The sequence below is a fragment of the Dickeya lacustris genome, assembly GCF_029635795.1.
Classification (GTDB): Bacteria; Pseudomonadota; Gammaproteobacteria; order Enterobacterales; family Enterobacteriaceae; genus Dickeya; species Dickeya lacustris.
In genome coordinates this window covers 4,123,500-4,140,519 of sequence record NZ_CP114280.1, presented here as the reverse complement: position 1 = coordinate 4,140,519, position 17,020 = coordinate 4,123,500, and the positions used below count along the sequence as shown (strand labels likewise).

Here is a 17,020-nt window from a genome sequence, read left to right as displayed (position 1 = left end):
CTTACCTATTTTCTTGTTTTAGCGCTTTCCCGCCTTACGGCGGGATAAATTAACACTCTTTTTGTCCTTCGGACGCTATCTAAAACCCATCGTTATAATATCGAGTAATACTTCGCCCGTTTATCCAGATTGCGCCGCTTAATTCGGCGTTTTGTTTTACAGGCATTCATATATTTCGTATTAATTAAGTAGGGAGGCTTTTACATTGTCTCTATTTTTAATAAGACAATGCCCACTTATACACTGCTACGCAGTGTGTGGGGTCTACCGACGGTTGCCTGCCGCAGGCTAACACCGTTTCCTTCGGAAACAACGTCAACGTCAACCCCGAAGTTTTTCTTGCGAAAAACTAACGGCAGCATAGTTATCGTTGCGTTTTATATTTTGGTTTTATTTTATATTGAGGTCTTTTATTATATGGCGATATTTCATCTGGAGTTTAAAATTGTGAAACGTTCTGAGGGTATGTCTTCCTGCAGGAAGGCAGCCTATCATAACAGGTCAAGAATAACAGATGATCGCACTGGCAATACTTATGATTTCAGCCACCGAACAGATTTATTCCATCATCTGATATTAGCGCCTGTTTCAGCACCTGCTCATATTGTCGAAAACTCAAGCTCCTTGTGGAATGAAGTTGAAAGGGTTGAGCGTCAGAAAGATGGTCAAACAGCCCGTTATTTTGATGTGGCTATTCCCTGTGAACTGAATAATGAAGAAAAGATAAAACTGGTCGTTGAATACTGCCAGAAGAATTTCGTTGATAAAGGGATGATTGCCGATATCGCTTTCCACGATCTTGATGGTAATAATCCCCATGCACATGTGATGTTGACATTAAAACCGATCACCGCTGATGGCTTTGGTAAAAAAGAAAGAAGCTGGAACGACAAGAAAAACGTAATCCTGTGGCGTGAAGCGTGGTCTGCTCTTGCCAACCGCTACCTTGAAGCTTCCGGCGTGTCAGAACGTATTGATCATCGTTCTATTGAGGCTCAACATAATGAAGCACTCGAACATGCTGCTATTACCTTGGATGCAGAAGAAAAAGCACTATGGCTTGCCAAAGCAACAGCAACCAGCCGCCCGGCAATGCAACGTATTCATCGTGCCAAATGGAACAGTCGAAGCGTTCAGGAAAAACGTGCTGCTGAACAGGCTGTACGTGATGAGATGAAACAGGAAGCTCAGGGCACATATAGTGTCTTCAAAGATTTGGATCTTCAGATCGTTGTTGACCTCAGAAGCTTTACCGTATCGCAGCTTCCTGAACCTGTTGAAATCGTCTTACCTGAAATACAACCTCGAACAGAGTTCTCTGAAACAGGTTCGCAGTCAGCATCATCAGAAGACCAAAAGCCTGTTCTGGTTGCCCCTGCGCCTCATACACGCACCAAATTGAAAACCCCATCCTCTTCAACGGCCAGAGCGGTTAAACGCGCTCCTGTTAAAAGTAAGAGAAAGCAGGTTAAACCCCGTCAGGACGGTATTTTTAAACGTTTCACTTTGCTGGTAGTGGAATATATAAGAGAAAAATTTGTCTGGGCCAGAAAGAAACCAGCTCCTGTTTCCGTTGAAGCTGATCACGATAAGCGTATTGCTGAAAACTATGTGTTTGATGAGGTGCAGGGGATCTATATTCCACGTGCTGAGTATGAAAGACGCGCAAGGTTTAACAGTGACACTTATAGTCCAACACCTGATGAAATAAGACGTTTTCCAAGTCGTCCGGTTAAGTCAGTACAGCCTGATGATGATCTTGACTACATACCTACGCTTTCTAGTGGCAAAAAACCGCTATTGCCTAAACTTAGACCGCATAATTATCATAATGAGTAATAATAACAGTTGGCATATGTATAATTGATTGTGATAATCATATTGAACGTTATAAAATATCATGAGAAAATCTAATTTAATTTTTTCATTATGGAACAGTACATCAGAATGTGTGCGCACGAAATATACTCAAGCCCAGCCGAACTATACTGGCATGAGCCAATAAATCTTGTCGAAATCAACTACAACCGAAAACACGAACTGATATATCAAATACCGGAAAGTTATGGTATTTATATTTTCCATCGGCGTTATGCTGAATTCGGCGAGGCATTATACATTGGCAAGGCTTCTAATTTAAGGAGAAGGATATCTCAAGAGTTAAATGCCAAAGAGCTGATTGAGCATGTGAGAGATGCGAAAAGAGGAGCTAAGCTATTATCTTTTGCAGAAATAAAAATGCATGGCAATTGCAATAAAGATAAGTGTATCGATGATATAGAAAGTGCTCTGATAGAATTATCTATGAACAGAGGTGACCATCTATTTAATACTAAAAAAACAAAAGTACACCTTCAAGAGGTAACGTCACTAGGTGAGAAACCATCATTTTTAGAAAAAAAATTATATATGTATCAATAATAAGCAGAAAAAATGGAAGGCAAAAAACTGTCTTCCATTTTTTAATTTATTCGTTAGTGGGGTTTCTCTGATCTAAAGCATCCTGATATCGCTGCCGTTCAACAATATTCAGATTTGCATCAAGCAAAACACTCCGCCCCTTCACAGCAATATCGTAGTCAATTTGTGATTGCATCTCATATTCTTTAGTCGGTTTAAAATAATCCGACTGCGGTGCATATGACGATGCAGAATAACCAGAATATGTTTTACTCCCAGCACAACCGAGATAAGCCAGCAGACAGGCAAACAGGAAGCACAACGTCCATACCACATTGAATCCATTAAGCGTGTATCCGCTGCCACTCACATTTGAAAATACGCTATGAAATCTGACGGCATAGACAATCAGGAATGATGAGAGGATAACAACCCTACTTTTACCTACGGTCAAATGCTTACGTATAAATTTTATCGTTGGCACCAGTGTGACCATAAACAGCCCGATAGCAGCTAACATCAGCCATAACGGGAACAGTCCGTATTTTTGCGTGGTGTTCTGCGATAGCGTCACAATAGAAAGTACCAAGAAGGCGTTCAGCAGAAAAAGTCTCAGGGCCAACGATGCCTTAACCTTCTTTGGTATCTTACGGAGAAACAGTACCGGTGCCAGTGATGGTATGTTCATCAGCAGAGCAATCAAAAACATCCAGATAGTGTTCATAGCGTCTTTTCCTGAAATTACTGTGCTGACCAGCCGTTATTGGTTTTCACCAGAACAGTTTTGGTTTCTTCAGGTGTAGCCATCCCCTTGACGCCAGAAAAGGCTTTCTTATCCACCCAGCCCGGCACACCATCGAGTTTCCACGTATAGGTCACTTGCGTCATTTTAACGCCATTACCTTCGCTGGGTTCGGTCCAGCTTTTAACCTCAGCGACAGCACGATGACCCACACAGGCACCATCTTTGCGATCCCAAAACTCGACTTCCTGACCTTTATCGGTAACTTCCAGAACATCAACACTGTTAAACCCGTTAGATTCTTGTGAAACCTTTAACAGCCCTTGTTCAACAAGCCCTTTAAGGATTTCATCACTGGCACTGTATCCGGCAGAGCGAAAACCACGGTTCACACGTCTGGGGAAGCCTTTATTGAATACAACATCATTGTCTTTTAGTGAGTAGCACACGTTGGACTGTGATATTTTTGCGTTGATAGCCTTCTCAAAGTCGCCTTTCTCACCACATCCCGCCAGAACCAGTGCCGTGCCAGCAACGAGCAAAATCTTCTTCATCTACTTATCCATCCTGATAATCAAAAACGCTGTCATTTAAGGGAGGCGACTGTTTACCGGTGTCCGTTACAGCTTGTTCTGAAAGACACATAAGAGCAAAGCCACCTCATTAACCAATTGATAGCTTTCAATTATTTCTGCTGGCCGTCATATCGTTTGTAACGATCAAAACTGAAATAATGATAGACATTAACTATCATAACTTGCATATTCGATCGATTAAAACAATTAAAATACCGATCGATAAACCTATTTTAATCGCTATCATCTATCAATATGCAATTATCGATCTGATATACCGATCATTTTACTTGCCATACCTGACGCTGATAGATAGAGTTAACCAGAGGCTCATAAAGCGATTTGCCACGTACTTCTGGCTCAGTAAAAGCAAATGCCTTAGATGGTAAGAAACGCGCTACAGGCTGTTTATGGGGCAGGACATGGCTGTTATGCACATCAGGGAAACTACGCAGGCAAGATTTCATATGGAATAACGTGATAATCACTTAATTTACCCGATTACTCGTTCACCTAATGCTTTTCCATTTTCTGTGGAGGCATACGTTCGCCAGTAATCAATGAAACAGGCTTGTGGCGGTTTATGACCAACACGATTTTTAATCTCCCTCATACTGCTTTTTTATTGTTATGTTTTATCGGAGTTAATATGAAAAAAATGCTTATTGCGGCACTGGTGATCCTACCTCTTTCCGCCTGTACGACTTATGGTAATAAATCTCTGAAAAACGAAACCCAACAGAGCGTTAAAACCAAAATCGTTAAAGGGAAAACTACCCAGCAGGAAATCTTAGCTGCATTCGGTGATCCTCAATCACGCGCCAGCAATGATGGTCAGGAAATGTGGTCCTACTCCAGTATGTCAGGCGAGAGTCAGATATCGAACTACATCCCCGGTCTGGCCCTACTGAAGAACAGCAACACCGCTCATATGAACTCCCTTGAGATCTGGTTCAAGGGGAATGTTGTTGACCGATATAATTTCAGCCAGACGGCGAGTAAGGTTTCGCGGGGGTTGTTGGATTGATGGTTGTATAATTGACGTCATATACTTTTAAATACCAATAGCCACAATGAGCATCTACACCCGTTGAGGCTATACTTTCATTTTCTATATAACCTGACTGAAATTCATATTATATAATTCATATGGCGACGCCAATTTTTTTCGATAAATATTTATAATTTTATATAGGTGTTATTATCATTCTATTTTATGCCGCCAATCTTTACATAAACTAATAAATCAACCCTATAGATTTATAGCCTATTGAACCTTAATTTCATTACTCCAATTGAAAATTTCATTTCCACGACCATTGAAAATAAATAACTTTCTGATGGTGGTAAATTAAACAATCACCTTCTCCGAATAAATTAAAATAAATATATCAGAATTATAACCACCTATTAATTATAGTTTTAGTAAGGTAAATAAAGAAAAACCCATACTTAATCGGAATCATTTTATCTATATCTCGCATTATTTTTAACCGCTATAAAATCAGACACATCATCTTCTTGATGATATATTTTTTCATGTGTTGTCTTATAATTAAAAAAAGAATCAAAATAATGCCTTGTCAAAACATTAGAACAACTATATACGATACGCAATTTCTCTGCCGACTCTTGAAAAAAAGCAAGGTTAATCCCTGTATTGTCTTTAATTGAATTATACATGATTGCATCAATTTCAGGATTTATCTCATAAATAGCCTCAGACAATAATGCTGACAGGTAATATGAATATTCCGTTTTATCGTTCAATATTGACAAAAGAACATTTTCTGCCGCTGCTAACCCCATAATAAATCCATCAGTAAAATTTTCACCAAATATAGACCTGTAGAAGTCGTTTGTTTCCTTTGAATCTCTTGGACGTTGAAAGTAAGAGTTTAAAAAATACCCTAGCTTGTAAAAACTTATATTCCCCGTTCTAAATTTTGTAAGTTGAAATCGTTGATTTTCTGCAATCCCTGACTCAGCTATTGCTGTAAACTCATGAAAAGACGTGTATAATATTTGTTTGTGCGTTGTATTTAATCGTCCGAGTTTAGTGTTTTTTAACGGGGGATACATTAAATCCTCTCTAGTTGAGTAATAATTAATATTTTCATCACCTATGTATCTTACTCGGTATAAATTAGTATCAGTTTCAATCTGATTAGTTATCCGTAAAAAACTCAATAACTCTTTAAAAATATTGATAACCCTTATACCTTCATTACATTCTCGAAATATTATTTTATTTCTATATAACTCATCATTTTTTATTCTATTTTTTATTTCTTCTAACATTTCTTTGAATCTCATCACTTGATCTAAATTCAACCCTAAAAGAGCCATCATTGAAATCCTCATGTATCATTTTCACCAAATATCACACTCAGCGGTCTTAAGCGTGTCAACAGCTTGAGATAGTGCATCGCCTCATAGAGATCACCGTTAAGACTATGCTCCAACTCGTCGTTTCTGAACACTATCACGTAGCCATTAGTAAGTTCCCACATGTCTGGAGGGTTTGTCGATTCTATCGCTATTTTGTGTCAGTACCAATATATTCAGCTACTGGATAGCCCATATCTGTGTGAAGCACCATACCGCCAAAGGTATTCAATTCAGATAAGAAGTTATCTTCAGGGACAAGCGCATTCATCAATATGGACTCATCTGGAGCATTGGTTTTCATCCTACCACATCATCCAGAACACTAACGGGCGTTTTGGGATTCTGACCGTTATAGGTTTCAGGTTATGGCAGCAGCGACCTTACAGTTTCTTCGCTGACTTGGCTGAGTTCAGGAATCAATTTCCAGATTATTATCCGCATTTACAAACGTTCTAATGTCAACTTATAACGCCAATTTTCTTTGGACCGCCCAGAACAAGGAATACCACTGACTATTGAAACAGGTTTCGATTTTTCAGTAGTAATGTTTATTCTTTGCATTATCTGTGATGTAATGGGGGCTTCAGCATAAACAATACTATTTTGATCTCCAATCTTTTGAATCCCATCAATGCTTGTAATGGTGTAGTTCAGTAAAACATCAACTGTATCTGATAATCCATTATGCCTTTTCGGATAAAGAATGGCAGAAACTGAGCTAATAGATGATGTTTCATTTTTAATATCAAATTGAATTGGAGTAATATCACCACCAGAGGTAGATGCAGTAATATAAACTGGTTTAGATGGATCAGATCCGTCACATGAATCAACGAAAGAAATTTTAAACTTTAAAACCTCATGATTAGACTGAACCTTATCTGTTTTTGCATAGGCGACTCCATTTAAAGAAAATAAATAAATCGCTACAACAGTCACTAATGTTTTTAAAAACCCGATGTTTTTACCTTGAGATTCTTTTTTATAAAAATGAATCCTGCCATTTCCCGATATAACTTTTTTTATTGTAATCATATTTACCTCTTTTATTATTATTTAATAAATATAATATATACCCATAATCATAATCAAAATCAAATTTATTACTCTCTTCAGAGTAAAGTAATTACCACAGAGATCATCGGATTCTTTTTTATTTTTTCAATATCTGAATTTCCCTAGCGTTAGTAATTTAGCATGCTGTCGTTTTTACGCTTGAAAATGACATAGAAACTGATTACAGAGTCAGGAACACTGACCGTACGGTCAGTCATATACTTTCGTCCTAAGTCTTATACTGTAAGAGCTACAGGCCAATTTTTCCTTAATTTAATTTTTGCAATAAGTAAGATGTAATACTTAAGAGGGTTAAAAGAAACCGGGCGATTTTTATGATCGCCATGAGGGGTTTCGACATTAAAAATGATTAGTTGTTTATGAATGAAGTTTATATTTTTTATTGTGAAGCTTTCCTTTTTATTTCACTAACCTCTTTTTGAAAATCTCCACCATCTATGAGTTGAAGCTCATGTGCTGACGCACGGCTACGCCCTAACGCTGTAAAATATATTTAACGATTTAACAATAGTGTTTTCTATGTTGAGAGGAAAGCCAAAAGGATCGATCAATCTCTGTTCATTTAATCATAATAAGATATGTCTGAACCTATATGTCATAACAGTATTAGCACTAAAACATATAGCATTTGCTCTTAAACGTATAGGAAAACTATACTCAGAGAAGCAGCACTTCGTGATTGTCCGAAACAATCACATTGCTGGAACAGGGCTTGCCCCTGTTAGTGATGGATTTATCCATAAAGAATTGCGGCGATAGCCGCCAATAAAATATAAGAAAAACAATTGCAGTATTCCTAAAACACCAGCAGCGCTTCGTGATTGTATGAAACAATCACATCGCTGAAAATTAGCATCAAGAAAACCGCATATTTTCACGTAAAACTCTCTTTACATAAGAAAAAAGGAAAGCTGGACTCTCTTAACTTCTTACTAATTATTTAATTATAAGCACTGTCCCAGCCCAATAAAATCAAGGCTTCATAACTTTTTTTGCTATGTTCGAACATAGCAAACTCCTATGTGCGCACATAGATCCGTCCTATGTTCGAACATAGCAAGATCTATGTTTGAACATAGTTTTTTTAACATATAACAATAGCATAATAATAAAATCTCTATTTTATTTATAGTTTAACTATTGACTTTTATTTTTCTGCATAGTATTAAAAATAACATAATAAAAACTATAAGAGAGAATACTATGAATACTAATGACACTGAACTACTTAGCCTATTTGAAACATTAACCACGGAACAAAAGATTTATATCGCAAGACATTTACTGCAAAACAAAGAAATAAAATCGACCACAGTCATCGCAACAGATGAAGATAAAGCGATCTCATTTGCACAGCCTTATGTTTTTGCTTTTACTTCTAACTTTCGTGTTTTTTCTGATTTGGATATATCTAAGAATGAATTCCGCGTATTGACCTATATATTGGAATACATGGAGTTCGGAAATCTTATCAACCTTTCACAGTCATCACTCTGTAAAGCATTGAATATCGCATCCGGTAATATGTCAAACATATTCAAAAAACTAAAACAGAAAGGAATACTCGTTGAGCATCATGGTCACCTGTATATTAACTCGAACATTTTCGCCAAAGGTCTAAGCCATCAACTTGATGAGAAGCGTAAAGAGCATTTAAGTAATGCCAGAAGTCTTCATGCAGAGATTGAACAATACCCAGAAAACTATACTGATTACTCAAAGCAAGAAAGACGAAACTTAGCGTTGGAAACAGAAACGAAAGAGATCTACACGGATGCCTTTATTTTTAGTAAGAAGAAAAAGAATAATGCTGTTCCTAATGCTAAAAATAGTATCAAGATCGATAAACCCCGAAAGGTATACAAACGAACGAAAGAAAATGAAGTGGCAAGAAAAAACTTAGCTGATGGCACAAATCTTTTGAAAGCAGTATCCTGATAAAACAATAATAACAAGAAAAAAAATGAAAAAACTACCCGGTTCACTTGTGATAAAACTTCATGAAAAACTATCTAAAAACGACATTCTGAATGTCTTAGCTGAACAGATGGCTATGCTTGAGGAAACATTTGGCATTGAAGAGTTCAAACTCTATTCTTATCTTGAATGTTATCGTGACAATAAAAAACAAGCTTTATATCACAATAGCCGAAACACCGTTGTAGGTTCATTTAATTTAAGAAGTCAGGAAAACTTAGAGAATACAGCAAAACTAATCGCAAAAGAGGGTAATAATCGTATTATTTCTTTTGATAAAAAACTTGATACAAATAAAATATTCACTACAGTTGAAAACATTCAGTCGAGTAATCCTTATCGATATTGGGAAAATAACATTCAGGTTATTCCAGCTTCGCAGGTAAGTAGCATCATTCAAAATGAACAAAATCGCCAACAGGCAGAGAAAGATAGGCTCTATCTCATCGAACAGCAACGTAAGAAGGAAGAACAAACCCGTAAAGCCAGAGAGAAAGAAGAATATGAGCGACCGCTAAAATTTTTTATCACCAAAAAAATTAAAGAAAGTGGCTTATCCGAAAGGGACTTCAAAAAACATATTTGTTCAAGCTATAACTATCTAATAAATCATACAACAAAGTCAAAATATTTTGCTAATCGAAAAGATCTGTTAGATAAATATTACGATATCAGATTGATTCGTTATTCAATCAAAAGACCTGATGGTAAAATAGGTAAGGTTGAGATTTATACTGATAATGGTGAGCTGATTTTTGAGCAATATAAAACGCTTCAGCTTGTTTAAAACACCCCTTTACAATTTATTATGCCAGAATGGTATAGGGTTAATATTACACTCACCGGGAACGCAGATGAAAATAATTTTTAACCATCTGCTCAATTTGACACTTTCTCTATATACCTTAATATATAAATATAACAATCATTATTAACGAGGTATTTATGAGGAATGTAAAATTAGACAACAGCGATTTATTAGCATATTTAGATACTATTGAAAAACTAAAACAACAACCATCAATGGATGAATATAAAGGAGGATATCGTAAACTGCGTAATGAAGACGCATTTGAATATGAAATTAAGAAATATAAATCTGCACATACAGAACTACACAGGCTAGATAAAAAGAGAAAATCTCTAATGGTTAATTTCATCGATGAACTTAATCCTATAAGTTATTCAGAAGCTAAAAAATCTGTCCAATCATCAGGGGATTTTAATAAGCTTTATGAACGCAGGCTTTATGCGAAAGCGATTGTAGAAAAAAGTGATGATGAAATTATCGCTCTCGTGGTAAAGCAACGAACTGAAGCGGCACTTGATTTTCAGCAGTCTGTTGAGAAAAACCTTGAGCAACTTTCTGATATATCATTTTTAGTAAATGGATATGCGATAACGAATACAAAAAACAGGAAAATGGATGTTTAAATACTTATGATAACAATAATATTTGCAGCACCAACAATACGGTGTAATATTATCTAATAACGCTCTGAGTTTTATCAGATTGAACCTGACAGTGGTGAAATGCAGACATTACGCCCGCACCACCAGAAAATAATATTGATAGACTTTTACTACTAAGATGATTAATACTTTGAACGTGTTGCATATTCACTGCTAAGAGTTTTCAACAGTTCATTATCATGTTCACTTTGAAGCGTTCGCTTCTCTTCTTCCTGTTCAATCTCTTTTTCAATTTGAGAAAATGTTTTACGTCCACGCGTACTTAGTTTAGCCTTGACCGTTGGTTCGTTGCTTGTGAAATTTTTTTCAAAATCTAATTTAATGGTTCTCATTTCAGCGTGCATTTTTACGTACCCTCTAACCATGCTTTCTTTAAACTTATAAAATCCACGCCTTTTATTTCCGAAAGCTGAAACAACAATCTCTCCATAATCAGCCTTGCCTAATAGAGACAATATCCTTCCAAACTTTTTCTCGTCAGGTGGAGCATTAGTTATTAATTTTTTCCAGACAAGTTGATCAATCACGTCAGAGTAAGAAATAAAAATATCACTTTTTTTACGCTGCATATCTGCCGAATCCGCCACAGCCCAAAGAAGATACGCCACATCCGGGCTTCTACCTGCTGTAGCTAAGTTATAATCTTTCTTCAAAAACTCAGCGACAGAACTAACAGCATCTTTTAAACCGTCTAAAAACAAATGAAAATTTATTTCATCCGTGTTATTCTGATAAGCCTTAATTAACATCTTTTCACAGATAAGATGAACATAATGCGGATAACCATCACTAAGACCAGCAATTCTAAAACGGATATCATCAGGTACTGATAGATCAAATTCCTTAAATGCCCTATCAATAATAGCGTAGCGTCCACTCCACGACAGTGGCTCAAGATTTAACTCTTGGATTTGGCGTGAGCTTGAAGCATGTCCACCCAGCAATTCATTTAATGAATCGCCTATACCTGTAAATATGATTTTTACAGGGCTTTTCTTATCACCGAGCTGTTTTAATAGAGTGCCAAATTTCTCTTTCTCTTCAAGTGATATTATCCTATCAAACTCATCAATGACAATATAAGGGGCTTTTGAGTGAATTTTTGTTAATAAGCCCAATGCATACACAGCAGAAGAAACATCATTGATCTCCACTTTTTCTTGCTGTTGTTTATGCGTTTTGTTTTCAATCTTAACCCAAGTGGCACTAATACCTATAGATGCGCTCGCAGACCACTCCGAACGACTAGCATCAATCTGTTCGACCGCATCCCGAAAAGCATCAGCAATGATCCCTGCAAGCGTAGACTCTGGAACACAGCTCACAAAAATAGGATCATTCTCTTCTTGCATATTGAAAGCAACGGTATGCGCTAAAGAGGATTTACCAACTCCGCGATCACCATAAATAAAAGCATGGCGACCCGGCGCATGTAGTGCTGTTTCGAGTGTATCCACCTGATCGCTTCGACCGAACAGAAACTCATTAGTATCAATTGGTTCTGCCGGACGGACAACGGTGTATAAATCGTTTAAGAACTCATTTCTTGAGACTTGTAGAAAATTTTTCACTAACGCCCCTTGATAACTGTGCAGCGGACGAACGGATATACAGATGTATATAAATACTGCACCTAACGACACTACACCGGATCTTATATCCTATAGTTAAGATATAAAACAATCAACAGCAATTAATTATCACTGTTGGTGGTATAGCAGGAAGAGGAGTGATCTATTCCCCAGTTTTTAACGCATTATATAGTTTGTAATGTTCTCCTATGGCTCAAAACGGCCTATCAGATGATAGTATAGCCCCATTAATAAAAATACCGATCAAATCTGAATTACCGCCAGTCACGCAGATCCTCTGGTGATACCCCATCCTTCTCCATCAACTGAGGAGCCTCTTCATCTTCAGCTTACGCGCCTTCTTCTCACCAATCTCCTGATAGTATTCTTTACGCCGCTCCGCTACAACCTTGCGGAACTTCTTCAACAGTTGGTTCAGGGTTTTAAGGTCTGTCGTAGCGGCTTCAGCTTGGATTTTTCTGTACATAAACATTACGTGGAATTCATCAATCATATTAAGCCTCTCAGTTTTATTTTCTATTTTATTTCCCTCTCAGCGAGGGAATACAGCCATTAATCATTGATGATTTACTGTTATTTTAAGTTTCCAATAAATACGGTCATCAGTGCCATCTTGCTCTATGTTTTTTAACACCAGTTCAATGATATGTTCTTTATGCCAATATAAAATCTTTTCCTTCAACTCATCAAGATTGATGTCAGATAAATCTTTATATCTCTCATCTTTAACACACACCTCAACTTCATGTGCAGTCAGAACGTCATAAAATATTTCTGATAGCATTTCTCCTGATACAATATTCATTGCTGTTTCAGGCTCTTTTTCATTTATGTGATAAATCGTTTCACAATACCCCTGTAATACTGTTGAAATAATATATATTGCTGCTTCACTTTTTTCTTTCAATACTATCTCTTTCATTTTTAATCCTTCTGTTATATTTATGGTTGTTAGCCCCTTGCGGGGCAACGCTAAACTTACTTTCTAAAACAATCTGAATACCGCACCAACATTGCCGCGACTTGTTCAAAGTTTACTTCGGTAATATCACCACGATTACCTTCTTGGGCCGTAAACTTCTCAAAGTTGTTCTGGATATGGTCAAATACATTCATAATGAATGGACTCATAAAATCAGGCTCATCCAGCAGCTCCGTACTTTCACCATTAATCTCTTGCAGGACTTTCCAGCTTGCCTTAAACGACCTTTTAGCAAGATCAAAGAACAGTGCCGTGGATTTATTTTCAATAACGTTTTCTTTAAACATATTTATATCCTCATAGTTAAATGCTTTTATATTTCACTTTGATATTATTTACCCTGACGAGGCAGATCTAACACCTACTGGTGGTCGTTTAAAATATAGAAGCTCACTGCATTGTGTATTTCGCGTAGATTCACAAGAACTTCATCAAAGTGAACATCATTAAGTGAACCTTTATATTTGTGCCTTTTTAAAAACTTGTTAAAACCTATCTTGCTGTTTCCTATAACTGCTTTTAAAATATCTTCCATATACTCATCATCCTCAAGGAGGTAATAGAACCTTTCCCCCACACATTCCTGCATGCGTCGTAAATACTTATCATAACCCTCACAACTTTTTAATATAAAATATCTTGTGGAATCATTGGTGACATTCATTTTCATTGATGGCAATACCATACTCTTCATTTTATTTCCTCTTGTTTATATTATTTAGATACACTGCGTGATTGTGAAATGGCGTTATCAATCCACGCATCAATCTCACTTTCGATAAAAGCTACTGCTCTTACACCCGTTTTTACCTGTGTAGGAAAACGTCCGGCTTTGATAAGTTCATAAATCCACGTCTTACCAAATCCTGTTCTTCTTATTACTTCCGGCAAACGAATAAAGCGCTGTTTTTTATTTTCTTCGATTTGAACCATATTTATCTCCTGTGTTGTTCGATGGAGATAATTCTAGGATTTTGGCTTGTTCTAAACTAGGGATGTTCAGAAAAGAGTTTTTTACGCAGATTTTTGGGAGGATAAAAATTGGGTATGTTCAGATTCAGTGAATATAGGCGATATCTGCATTGCGCAACACACCGCCTCTTGAAAGGTCAGTTCTGATCAAGTTCCTCCTTGTCCTTACCAAGTTCATCTTCGATCAGTTCCTGTACTTTCCAGTGTCTTCTGTCGTCGTATCTGTACGTAAAATCGACAAAAGACTGATAGTAAGTATGCTTTGTCAGATACTTGACTGCCAGTGGATGATCTGTTGATTTCACTTTTTCAACATCACGAATACCGCCTTTGAACTCATCAGGGTATAAAAAGCTGGTCAGTTGCGGCATACCAATCCTGACCTCTTCACCCTGCGCCCAGAACAGCAAATCCATGATGGGAATGATGTTGTAATCAAGTATTCTTTTGAGGTTGCTAACCCCAAAACGGAAATCTCTGGCTGGAGGCTCAGGAGCCTGTAGTTGTTCTTTCCACTCAGGCACCATCACTTTAAGGTGATTTATGATTTCTTCGGATGACGTTTCCGCCAGATTAATTTGAACCAGCATCAGCCCCTCGTTGTTTACCCCGGCTTCCTTCAGATAGTGTGAGACTTCCATATGAGGTAGGGGTTTTCCTTCCGGGTTAACGTATTTATCGAAAGCAGCAACATAACCCGCCACCTCCCATAGCCCTTGGTGTGTGACAGGCTTGATGGCATAGCTGGAAGAAAGCTCTTTCTTTGGCCCTTCGAAGATATCCCCAAAAATGACTTTACCATCCAGCAAATCATCATAGTAATCATCATGTATCTTCCTGTTTTCGTAACTCATCGAAGCCAGACGGCTTTCCATCCGGTAAACGATAATTCGGTTCTCTATCTCTTGGAAAAGCTCTTCGACCGTCAAATCATGAAGCTCGCTGTAATTCTCAATATTGAACCATTCCTTAACAGCTTCGGCGATCTCCGCTTTGGTCATAACGTATCCTTTTGGTTTTACTTATCTCTTTGATATGTTATGCCTAAAGATATCGGTTTTGATGTTGCTAATCTATTGAAATAAAGCGGATAAAAGCAAAAGCATACCAAGCCCAAGCATGCATATTGTTCAATAGAGTTCAGCACCGCATGTTGTCATAACCAATTGTTTTTAATTGACATTTTATACAAGCAGATTAAATAATGTTGGTAGAAGTGTTGGTATAAAAAACACTAACATTATGAAAACCACGAATAACAGGAGTTACAGATGAAGTGCGAGTCCAGTCAGAGGAGCCAAATTCTTGTTTTCATGCCGCTTTGCGAATCTCTATGTGATTCAGATTCAATAAGTTAGCGTGAAAAGTCTTCCCGATGCATTTTCAGTTTTCCCTCCGCATCGGGAGAATTTGGTGGTCAGATTTGGGGTCAAGTTGGTTCGATGACGGAGTGACCCCCAAATGTCTCTTAACGACTCAAAAATCCGCAACTTAAAATCATCCGCAAAACCATTCAAAGTTTCCGATTCTCACGGTCTGTACCTGCTGGTTAATCCAGGCGGTTCACGCCTCTGGTATCTCAAATATCGTATCAATAAAAAAGAATCCCGCCTCGGCTTAGGTGCCTATCCTGATGTCTCTCTGGCCGATGCTCGTCAACAGCGTGACGGTATCCGCAAGTTGCTGGCACAGAATATCAACCCAGCGCAGCAACGTGCCGCAGAAAAGGCGGCTCGTTCACCTGCAAAGAGTTTCAAGACCGTGGCATTGAGCTGGCATAAAAGCAACAGAACCTGGTCAGAAAACCATGCCGCCCGTCTGCTCGCCAGCATGAATAACCATATCTTCCCGATAATTGGACACCTGCCGGTCACAGAACTGAAAACTCGCCACTTCATCGACCTGCTGAAAGGGATTGAGAAAAAAGGTTTGCTGGAAGTGGCGGCACGAACCCGGCAGCATATGTGCAACATCATGCGTCATGCCGTGCATCAGGAATTAATAGAGCACAATCCGGCGGCAAATTTGGATGGCATTATCGCCCCTCCAGTTAAACGTCACTACCCTGCCCTTCCGCTGGAGCGACTACCGGAGCTGTTGGCTAGCATTGAGGACTACAAGCAAGGGAGAGAATTAACCCGCTTGGCAGTCTCACTCACCCTGCACCTGTTCATCCGTTCCAGCGAATTGCGTTTTGCCCGTTGGTTTGAGATCGATTTCAGAAACAAAATCTGGACCATTCCAGCCACCCGCGAAGCCATCCCCAGAGTGCGTTATTCCGGGCGTGGGGCCAAAATGCGCACGCCGCATATCGTTCCCCTATCCCGTCAATCCGTCGCTATTCTGAAACAGATACGGGAAATTTCCGGACATCAGGAACTAATATTTCCCGGTGATCATAATCGGTATAAGCCGATGTGCGAAAACACAGTCAACAAGGCGCTGAGGTTGATGGGTTATGACACGAAAGATGAAATCTGCGGTCACGGATTCCGGGCAATGGCCTGTAGCGCCCTGATGGAGTCTGGCCTATGGTCGCAGGATGCCGTTGAACGTCAAATGAGCCATCAGGAACGCAATAGCGTTCGAGCGGCTTACATCCATAAAGCTGAATATCTCGATGCCCGTAAAGCGATGATGCAATGGTGGTCAGATTATTTGGATACCAACCGAGAAGGATATGTTGCGCCATACATTTATGCTCAACAACATAAGACGGCTGGAGCGGCCTGATCGATAATGCACCTAAAAGCAGATCCTGATAACAGGATCTGCTTTTCAGACTGCGAGAAAATCTTGCCTCAACCTTTCAAAAAAAATAGAGAAAAATCAGTGAATT

Annotated in this window: 18 protein-coding genes and 1 pseudogene; 7 read left to right on the top strand and 12 right to left on the bottom strand. The window is 38.3% G+C overall.

Features of this window, described 5'->3' with window-relative positions:
* The first annotated feature begins 417 nt into the window (after window positions 1–417).
* The gene (gene mobQ / locus O1Q98_RS18810; protein ID WP_125259795.1) at window positions 418–1,839 is read left to right on the top strand and encodes a MobQ family relaxase; all 1,422 of its coding nucleotides are present in this window, start codon (window positions 418–420) and stop codon (window positions 1,837–1,839) included.
* 108 nt (window positions 1,840–1,947) lie between these two features.
* Entirely contained in the window at window positions 1,948–2,421 is a 474-nt protein-coding gene (locus O1Q98_RS18805) for a GIY-YIG nuclease family protein (RefSeq protein ID WP_164513003.1), read from the top strand.
* Between the two features lie 46 nt (window positions 2,422–2,467).
* Here O1Q98_RS18805 and O1Q98_RS18800 read toward each other — a convergent pair whose 3' ends face one another.
* Entirely contained in the window at window positions 2,468–3,124 is a 657-nt protein-coding gene (locus O1Q98_RS18800; RefSeq protein ID WP_125259797.1) for a hypothetical protein, read from the bottom strand.
* 17 nt (window positions 3,125–3,141) lie between these two features.
* Window positions 3,142–3,696 carry a membrane lipoprotein lipid attachment site-containing protein gene (locus tag O1Q98_RS18795; protein WP_125259798.1) on the bottom strand — a complete coding sequence of 185 codons (555 nt, stop codon included), beginning with the start codon at window positions 3,694–3,696 and terminating at the stop codon, window positions 3,142–3,144.
* A 670-nt stretch (window positions 3,697–4,366) separates the two neighbouring features.
* On the opposite strand from O1Q98_RS18795, the gene O1Q98_RS18790 reads away from it, so the two are divergent.
* Window positions 4,367–4,744 carry a hypothetical protein gene (locus tag O1Q98_RS18790; RefSeq protein ID WP_125259816.1) on the top strand — a complete coding sequence of 126 codons (378 nt, stop codon included), beginning with the start codon at window positions 4,367–4,369 and terminating at the stop codon, window positions 4,742–4,744.
* Between the two features lie 440 nt (window positions 4,745–5,184).
* Here the strand turns inward: O1Q98_RS18790 and O1Q98_RS18785 are convergent, their stop codons facing one another.
* The 3 genes from O1Q98_RS18785 to O1Q98_RS18775 all read right to left on the bottom strand — a co-directional run bounded on the left by O1Q98_RS18785 (window position 5,185) and on the right by O1Q98_RS18775 (window position 7,143).
* The gene (locus O1Q98_RS18785; RefSeq protein WP_164513004.1) at window positions 5,185–6,069 is read right to left on the bottom strand and encodes an RES domain-containing protein; all 885 of its coding nucleotides are present in this window, start codon (window positions 6,067–6,069) and stop codon (window positions 5,185–5,187) included.
* Window positions 6,070–6,256: 187 nt separating this feature from the next.
* The gene (locus O1Q98_RS18780; RefSeq protein ID WP_240632767.1) at window positions 6,257–6,409 is read right to left on the bottom strand and encodes a hypothetical protein; all 153 of its coding nucleotides are present in this window, start codon (window positions 6,407–6,409) and stop codon (window positions 6,257–6,259) included.
* 140 nt (window positions 6,410–6,549) lie between these two features.
* Window positions 6,550–7,143, bottom strand: a complete 594-nt coding sequence (locus tag O1Q98_RS18775; RefSeq protein WP_125259800.1) for a hypothetical protein — start codon at window positions 7,141–7,143, stop codon at window positions 6,550–6,552.
* Window positions 7,144–8,388: 1,245 nt separating this feature from the next.
* Here O1Q98_RS18775 and O1Q98_RS18770 point away from each other — a divergent pair.
* From O1Q98_RS18770 to O1Q98_RS18760, 3 genes are all read left to right on the top strand, one after another.
* A complete protein-coding gene (locus tag O1Q98_RS18770; RefSeq protein ID WP_125259802.1) occupies window positions 8,389–9,123 on the top strand; it encodes a helix-turn-helix domain-containing protein in 735 nt (244 codons plus the stop codon).
* A 25-nt stretch (window positions 9,124–9,148) separates the two neighbouring features.
* Window positions 9,149–9,949, top strand: a complete 801-nt coding sequence (locus O1Q98_RS18765) for a hypothetical protein (protein WP_125259803.1) — start codon at window positions 9,149–9,151, stop codon at window positions 9,947–9,949.
* Between the two features lie 158 nt (window positions 9,950–10,107).
* Complete coding sequence (locus tag O1Q98_RS18760; protein WP_125259804.1) at window positions 10,108–10,596, top strand: DUF4756 family protein; 489 nt, start codon at window positions 10,108–10,110, stop codon at window positions 10,594–10,596.
* A gap of 161 nt (window positions 10,597–10,757) precedes the next feature.
* Here the strand turns inward: O1Q98_RS18760 and O1Q98_RS18755 are convergent, their stop codons facing one another.
* The 7 genes and pseudogenes from O1Q98_RS18755 to O1Q98_RS18725 all read right to left on the bottom strand — a co-directional run bounded on the left by O1Q98_RS18755 (window position 10,758) and on the right by O1Q98_RS18725 (window position 15,182).
* Window positions 10,758–12,206: an ATP-binding protein gene (locus O1Q98_RS18755; RefSeq protein WP_125259805.1), complete on the bottom strand. Its 1,449-nt coding sequence runs from the start codon at window positions 12,204–12,206 to the stop codon at window positions 10,758–10,760.
* Window positions 12,207–12,481: 275 nt separating this feature from the next.
* Window positions 12,482–12,720 (bottom strand): annotated as a pseudogene (locus O1Q98_RS18750) (H-NS family histone-like protein).
* A 63-nt stretch (window positions 12,721–12,783) separates the two neighbouring features.
* A complete protein-coding gene (locus tag O1Q98_RS18745; protein WP_125259807.1) occupies window positions 12,784–13,149 on the bottom strand; it encodes a hypothetical protein in 366 nt (121 codons plus the stop codon).
* A gap of 56 nt (window positions 13,150–13,205) precedes the next feature.
* Window positions 13,206–13,496, bottom strand: a complete 291-nt coding sequence (locus O1Q98_RS18740) for a hypothetical protein (protein ID WP_125259808.1) — start codon at window positions 13,494–13,496, stop codon at window positions 13,206–13,208.
* Between the two features lie 74 nt (window positions 13,497–13,570).
* Entirely contained in the window at window positions 13,571–13,903 is a 333-nt protein-coding gene (locus O1Q98_RS18735) for a hypothetical protein (protein WP_125259809.1), read from the bottom strand.
* Between the two features lie 20 nt (window positions 13,904–13,923).
* Window positions 13,924–14,142, bottom strand: a complete 219-nt coding sequence (locus tag O1Q98_RS18730; protein ID WP_125259810.1) for a helix-turn-helix transcriptional regulator — start codon at window positions 14,140–14,142, stop codon at window positions 13,924–13,926.
* A gap of 176 nt (window positions 14,143–14,318) precedes the next feature.
* Entirely contained in the window at window positions 14,319–15,182 is an 864-nt protein-coding gene (locus O1Q98_RS18725) for a DUF6387 family protein (RefSeq protein ID WP_125259811.1), read from the bottom strand.
* A gap of 460 nt (window positions 15,183–15,642) precedes the next feature.
* Here O1Q98_RS18725 and O1Q98_RS18720 point away from each other — a divergent pair, with 460 nt between their 5' ends.
* Window positions 15,643–16,914, top strand: coding sequence for a tyrosine-type recombinase/integrase (locus O1Q98_RS18720; RefSeq protein WP_125259812.1), 1,272 nt, complete (start codon window positions 15,643–15,645; stop codon window positions 16,912–16,914).
* The last annotated feature ends 106 nt before the right edge of the window (window positions 16,915–17,020 follow it).

Bases quoted from the DNA above. Each gene is read 5' to 3' on its own strand.
- mobQ (WP_125259795.1), top strand. From the start codon at position 418: ATGGCGATATTTCATCTGGAGTTTAAAATTGTGAAACGTTCTGAGGGT.
- O1Q98_RS18805 (WP_164513003.1), top strand. From the start codon at position 1,948: ATGTGTGCGCACGAAATATACTCAAGCCCAGCCGAACTATACTGGCAT.
- O1Q98_RS18800 (WP_125259797.1), bottom strand. From the start codon at position 3,124: ATGAACACTATCTGGATGTTTTTGATTGCTCTGCTGATGAACATACCA.
- O1Q98_RS18795 (WP_125259798.1), bottom strand. From the start codon at position 3,696: ATGAAGAAGATTTTGCTCGTTGCTGGCACGGCACTGGTTCTGGCGGGA.
- O1Q98_RS18790 (WP_125259816.1), top strand. From the start codon at position 4,367: ATGAAAAAAATGCTTATTGCGGCACTGGTGATCCTACCTCTTTCCGCC.
- O1Q98_RS18785 (WP_164513004.1), bottom strand. From the start codon at position 6,069: ATGATGGCTCTTTTAGGGTTGAATTTAGATCAAGTGATGAGATTCAAA.
- O1Q98_RS18780 (WP_240632767.1), bottom strand. From the start codon at position 6,409: ATGAAAACCAATGCTCCAGATGAGTCCATATTGATGAATGCGCTTGTC.
- O1Q98_RS18775 (WP_125259800.1), bottom strand. From the start codon at position 7,143: ATGATTACAATAAAAAAAGTTATATCGGGAAATGGCAGGATTCATTTT.
- O1Q98_RS18770 (WP_125259802.1), top strand. From the start codon at position 8,389: ATGAATACTAATGACACTGAACTACTTAGCCTATTTGAAACATTAACC.
- O1Q98_RS18765 (WP_125259803.1), top strand. From the start codon at position 9,149: ATGAAAAAACTACCCGGTTCACTTGTGATAAAACTTCATGAAAAACTA.
- O1Q98_RS18760 (WP_125259804.1), top strand. From the start codon at position 10,108: ATGAGGAATGTAAAATTAGACAACAGCGATTTATTAGCATATTTAGAT.
- O1Q98_RS18745 (WP_125259807.1), bottom strand. From the start codon at position 13,149: ATGAAAGAGATAGTATTGAAAGAAAAAAGTGAAGCAGCAATATATATT.
- O1Q98_RS18740 (WP_125259808.1), bottom strand. From the start codon at position 13,496: ATGTTTAAAGAAAACGTTATTGAAAATAAATCCACGGCACTGTTCTTT.
- O1Q98_RS18735 (WP_125259809.1), bottom strand. From the start codon at position 13,903: ATGAAGAGTATGGTATTGCCATCAATGAAAATGAATGTCACCAATGAT.
- O1Q98_RS18730 (WP_125259810.1), bottom strand. From the start codon at position 14,142: ATGGTTCAAATCGAAGAAAATAAAAAACAGCGCTTTATTCGTTTGCCG.
- O1Q98_RS18725 (WP_125259811.1), bottom strand. From the start codon at position 15,182: ATGACCAAAGCGGAGATCGCCGAAGCTGTTAAGGAATGGTTCAATATT.
- O1Q98_RS18720 (WP_125259812.1), top strand. From the start codon at position 15,643: ATGTCTCTTAACGACTCAAAAATCCGCAACTTAAAATCATCCGCAAAA.